9 protein-coding genes are annotated in these 4,558 nt (G+C 66.5%); 3 read left to right on the forward strand and 6 right to left on the reverse strand.

From position 1 onward, the window contains the following. Positions 1-130 precede the first annotated feature (130 nt). Positions 131-460 carry a hypothetical protein gene (locus Q392_RS26155; protein WP_157008331.1) on the forward strand — a complete coding sequence of 110 codons (330 nt, stop codon included), beginning with the start codon at positions 131-133 and terminating at the stop codon, positions 458-460. A 176-nt stretch (positions 461-636) separates the two neighbouring features. Here Q392_RS26155 and Q392_RS26160 read toward each other — a convergent pair whose 3' ends face one another. Next, positions 637-1,293, reverse strand: a complete 657-nt coding sequence (locus tag Q392_RS26160; protein WP_038215426.1) for an ATP-dependent DNA ligase — start codon at positions 1,291-1,293, stop codon at positions 637-639. Positions 1,294-1,390: 97 nt separating this feature from the next. Here Q392_RS26160 and Q392_RS26165 point away from each other — a divergent pair, with 97 nt between their 5' ends. Beyond that, entirely contained in the window at positions 1,391-1,570 is a 180-nt protein-coding gene (locus Q392_RS26165) for a DUF3606 domain-containing protein (protein ID WP_038215428.1), read from the forward strand. Between the two features lie 35 nt (positions 1,571-1,605). Here the strand turns inward: Q392_RS26165 and Q392_RS26170 are convergent, their stop codons facing one another. The 5 genes from Q392_RS26170 to Q392_RS26190 all read right to left on the reverse strand — a co-directional run bounded on the left by Q392_RS26170 (position 1,606) and on the right by Q392_RS26190 (position 3,949). Further along, positions 1,606-1,911, reverse strand: coding sequence for a hypothetical protein (locus tag Q392_RS26170; RefSeq protein WP_038215431.1), 306 nt, complete (start codon positions 1,909-1,911; stop codon positions 1,606-1,608). Further along, complete coding sequence (locus tag Q392_RS26175; RefSeq protein WP_342665639.1) at positions 1,908-2,816, reverse strand: SOS response-associated peptidase family protein; 909 nt, start codon at positions 2,814-2,816, stop codon at positions 1,908-1,910. Before Q392_RS26175 ends, Q392_RS26170 begins: the two co-directional genes overlap by 4 nt. A 102-nt stretch (positions 2,817-2,918) precedes the next feature. Next, positions 2,919-3,353 (reverse strand): helix-turn-helix domain-containing protein, encoded by a 435-nt coding sequence (locus tag Q392_RS26180; protein WP_211260309.1) that lies wholly within the window; start codon positions 3,351-3,353, stop codon positions 2,919-2,921. Positions 3,354-3,442: 89 nt separating this feature from the next. Beyond that, the gene (locus tag Q392_RS26185) at positions 3,443-3,727 is read right to left on the reverse strand and encodes a type II toxin-antitoxin system RelE/ParE family toxin (protein WP_038215445.1); all 285 of its coding nucleotides are present in this window, start codon (positions 3,725-3,727) and stop codon (positions 3,443-3,445) included. 18 nt (positions 3,728-3,745) lie between these two features. After that, complete coding sequence (locus Q392_RS26190) at positions 3,746-3,949, reverse strand: hypothetical protein (protein ID WP_157008333.1); 204 nt, start codon at positions 3,947-3,949, stop codon at positions 3,746-3,748. 77 nt (positions 3,950-4,026) lie between these two features. Here Q392_RS26190 and Q392_RS26195 point away from each other — a divergent pair, with 77 nt between their 5' ends. Continuing rightward, positions 4,027-4,467: a LexA family protein gene (locus Q392_RS26195; protein WP_038215447.1), complete on the forward strand. Its 441-nt coding sequence runs from the start codon at positions 4,027-4,029 to the stop codon at positions 4,465-4,467. Positions 4,468-4,558 lie beyond the last annotated feature (91 nt).

Genomic DNA, 4,558 nt, shown 5'->3' on the forward strand with positions numbered 1-4,558 from the left:
GCGAGGGAAGGATGGAAGCCCGTAGGGGCGAGACAAGCCAAAAGGCGAAGGCTCGATGCGAAGCACGACAGCCCGGCCGGCACTGCCGGCGACGCTCACATACTCGGCAGTAGACTTGCCGCTCCTCACCATGGACGCACTCACGCTCATCGCTTCACTCGTCGTCTTGCTTGTCGGCATGGCCGGCTGGCTCCTCGGCTCATGGTCGGGCCAGTTCTACTACTGGCGCTGTCCGGTGGCCTGGGTCTTTGATGACGCCATGCTTCAGGGCATCAAAATCCCGACCGACCTACTACTCAAAGCCCCAGCCGACGGCGATTTCTCATGGAGGGGACAACGACGCTACGCCAAGCAGCTGCGCGCACAGTACGGCGTCATTCAGCTCAACTGGCGCGACCGCAGGCTAATGAGCGCTGAAAGAGCGCGCCGTAGAAAAGCGGGCCTGCCGCTCGCGGAGTAGCAAAGAAAAAGGGCCCGCGCTGCAGGCCCCGAATGAGGGTTGGATACCTCGCCCGATCCAGGGAGGAGGAGGGAAGCGCATTGGCGCACCTGAGGTGAGACCGGGCGGCGGGATTGTAGCGGCCGCATACCTGGCCAACCGGCAGAGACGCTGCCGAAAGCACCTCTCGCACACGCTTAGACGCCAGAGGCGAGGGCCGGCTTGACACCGCGCCTGAAGCGCTCTGGCGGCACGGCTCCAGCGCGTTTGATCTTGATCCAGTCCGGCGACCTGGCGCCTGGAACGTAGAGGCTTCGCGTACGTTTTGCGCACAACCCCTCCAGCCCGAGAGGGACGACTGCCTGCTGAAAAATCTGAGCCCCTTCGCCGGCCGCGAAGTGCCCGACGGGCATGACGTGGGCCGGAGGCGATTTGAGCAGCCGTCCCAGACTGGTCTTGCGGCGCAGCAGCGGCAGCTGCAGCAGCTCGTCGCCGCCCGCCATGAGCAAGTCGAAGACGCAGAAGGTGACGGCATCGGCACCAGCGTACCAGCGCCGGCGCCGTGCCCGATCATGGAGCCGATCGAAGTCGCTGCGGCCGGCCTCATCGAGCACGCACACCTCGCCATCAAGGATGGTCGGCCCACCGCCGAGAGTGGCCAGGCTGTCGGCAAGCTCGGGAAACCAGCGGGTCGCATCCGCCCCCTGGCGGGAACGCAACTCGACATGGCCGCCGTCGACCAGCGCCATGAGGCGATAGCCGTCGAATTTGATTTCATAGATCCAGTCGGGCTCGCCGAAGGCGAATGGCCGCTCCTCAAGCAGCATCGGCGGGTAGTCGACCAGGCGGGGCATCCTGCCAGCGTATCGACGATGCGCAAGACCGCTGTCGGCCTACGCGCTGCCGTGACGGCAAACGCGATAACAGGGGTACCGCCCACAGGAGATATCAATGACAGACGACCCGAAGAAGACCGGCCTGGATCGCAAGCTGATCTCTCTGGAGACACCGCACGAAGTGCGAAGCTGGAGCGAAAGCCTCGGTTGCAGCGAAGCGGAGTTGCGCGAGGCCGTGCAGGCGGTCGGCAACTCGGCGGAGCAGGTTCGGGAACACCTGGCCCGGCGCAAGTAGCCGGGGCATCCACAGCGGTGGCGGGGAGGCCCGCGCTATCCGCCGCCCTCGTCGGCCGCCAGCTCATCGAGCTGCTGTAGGCCGGCCTGGGCCCACGTCAAGAACTCTTCGACGTCGGCGCACAGGGCGGCGTGGGCCCGGGCGTCCTCCGGCACCGGCTTGCAGAGCCGCAGGACGGTCAGCCAGTCACGGCCGGTCTTCTCGAAGTTCTTCAGGATGTCCCTGCGCCGCACGATCAGGTGCGCGCGGATGTCTGGCCGGAGATCCATTCGCAGATCGACCGCGCTGCGCCAGAGCGTCATTTGCTCGCGCAGCTCCTCGGGATCGAGGGTCAGCTTCATGCGGCCATCCTGAATTCGTAGTACGGCCGCTCCTTGTCTTCGAGCAGCGCATCCAGCTCGTCCAGGCTGCGGTCCTGCGGCGTGAGCCAGGCCTGCACGTTCTCTTCGCGCAGGGCCACGATGGTGCGGTCATGGCCGGCCGCGGCGACCTCCGGCAGCGGCTCGTCGGTCACGGCCGCGAAGGACCAGAGGTCCGGCTCATCCGAGCCGGCCGGCGGCGTCCAGTGCGAATAGATGCACGCCACCAGCTGGTCGCGCTGCGGCCGCGGCCTGAATTCGAGCACGATGTTCTCCGGCTTCTCTCCCGGCTGCAGCTCGCGGTGCTCGGCCAGGTGGCGCACCACGTGCTCCCAGAAGACAGGCACGAGCGCAAGGCAATGCGTATGCCCGAACTGCCCCTTCCAGAACCCGCCTAGGCTGTCCCGGCGCGCGTTGTAGATCCCGGGGTACTTCGTGTCGTAGAAGACCGGCTTGCCGGCTGGCCGGCACAGGTAGCGCATGGGCCGGATGATCGGCTCGCCGTCCTCGATCAGCAGTACGGGCCCCCACCACTGCGGGAACAGCCGCCAGTCGGTGTCGCGCAGCTCGGCGCGCTTCATCGCATCGAGGCTGGCCAGCGCCGCGGCGATTTTCTTCGGCGCGATGCGCTGGTCCTCCTGCGCCTTCTTCGTCGGCTTCACCTGCAGGACGCGCTCGGCGTCGGCCAGGCGCTTGCGCTGCTTGAACAGATCCTGTTCATAGGCGCGGGCCCGCTCGGCGTCGATCTCCAAGATCAGCGCGTGGATCTCCCGCTCCTCGGCCGTGCGCGGCCGAGCGAAGAGGGTATCCATGCCCTTGGACGTGAGCAGCACCTTGGGCTGTTGCTTCTTGCGCCAGTACAGGTCGAAGAAGGCTTTCAGGTCCACCCGCGCTGTCGGAAAGAGCCGCCGGAATGCAGCGAAGTCGGCTCGAACGGCAGCGGAGTAGCACATGGCCTGCTGGAGTGCGGCGTGCGGCTACGTCCGCACTCAGGATGCCGAATTAAGTTGCTCCAGCGCCCGGCGCTTGCCGAGGGCCCGGGCTGCAGCCAGGCGCTGAAGTTGTTCCGGGTTGGGCCGGGACTTCCCCTGTTCCCACAGGTAGATCGTCGCGCCGCTCATGCCCACGAGCTTGCCGTAGTCGGCCGCCGAGATTCCCAGCTTCGCACGATGCGCCGCCAGGCGGGTCGGGCTGAAGCGCCGAGGCGTTGCGTCGGATGCTTCTGATGCCGGCGCCGGCGCTCGCGCACCCTCCCGGGCGGCGCGCTTGAGCTGCTTCTGAAGGTCTTCGACCTGGCGGCGCAGCAGTGCAATGGCACTGCGATGCTGCGTGCTGGCCTTCCTCAGACTTTCGATCTCGGATCGGACTTCCTTGCGCGACACGCGCGCTATCTCGGACTTCAGGACAGATGCGATGTTGGCCATAGGCCGCATTGTGACGTTGGCATCAGGCGCACAGCCAGCCTGCCGGCGGCGGATGCGAAGCGGGGCCGGAGCGCGCATGGGCGCCGGGCTCAGCGGCGCCGGCGCGAATGGGTCACGGTGGTGACGCTCACGAGCTGCCGGCGGTGGTCAACCTCGTAGAGCACGATGTAGTTGGGATGCGCGACGATCTGGCGCTGGCCAGGCACGAACCAGCTGACCGGGTACAGCTCGGGGAACTCGGCCAGCCTGTCGGTGCAGCCGCGCAATGTCTCGAAGAGCTTGGTCGCGGCGAGCTGGTTGCGCTGGCCGACGTACTCGATGATCTCAAGCAGTTGCTCAAGCGCGGGCGGCCGCCACTGGACTTGGTAAGGCATCCGGCAAGTCTGGCGCCGTCAACGACGGGCAGGCGTGCCGTTTTTTCCCACGATGGCAGCGAGGCGTTCTTCGACCAGGCGCATTGCGGTCGCGTGGTCCACGCTGGGGCGTGGATCGGCCTTGGAGTGAGCCACCAGCGCCTGCAGACGCATCGCATAGGCGACCTCCGACTCGGCGGCGGGAAAGCGCTCGTCGCCGTCGAAGCTGGTGGAAAAGTTCATCCGAAGCTCGGCCATGCCCGTATGGTAAGCCCGCCGGGAACCTTCCGGGGGAAATGTGAATTTTCTATACTGGATGCATGAACAGTATTCCGGCACAAGCATGGCCGGCGGCCGAGGCGCCGCCGCGTCGGCCGCTGCCGGCGGTGCAGGGCAGGGTGCCGGCGGGTTTCCCGTCGCCGGCCGAGGACTACGCGGTCAAGCGGCAGGACCTGAACGAGCTGCTGATCCGGCACCCGCACGCAACCTTCTTTTGGCAGGTGTCCGGGTTCTCGATGCGCGAAGCCGGCATCGAGGACGGCGACATCCTTGTGGTGGACCGCGCCCTCAAGGCGCGTTCCGGTGACATCGTGGTGGCCCAGGTGGACGGCGATTTCACGGTCAAGTACCTGCGGCTGCGGGCGAACCGGCCGCGCCTGGAGCCGGCGAACCCCACCTTCCCGACCATCACGTTCCGGGAGGGCCAGCAGCTGATCGTCTGCGGCGTGGTGACTGCCGTCATCAAGCGGTTCAGGGTCTGAGCAACCGTCTTGCTCGTCAAGCGCAATGCATAGTCGAATCCCACATCGAGCCATGTTTGGCGATGGCGTTGAGCATCGTCAGCAGCTTGCG

Source organism: Xenophilus azovorans DSM 13620, assembly GCF_000745855.1.
GTDB classification, from domain to species: domain Bacteria; phylum Pseudomonadota; class Gammaproteobacteria; order Burkholderiales; family Burkholderiaceae_C; genus Xenophilus; species Xenophilus azovorans.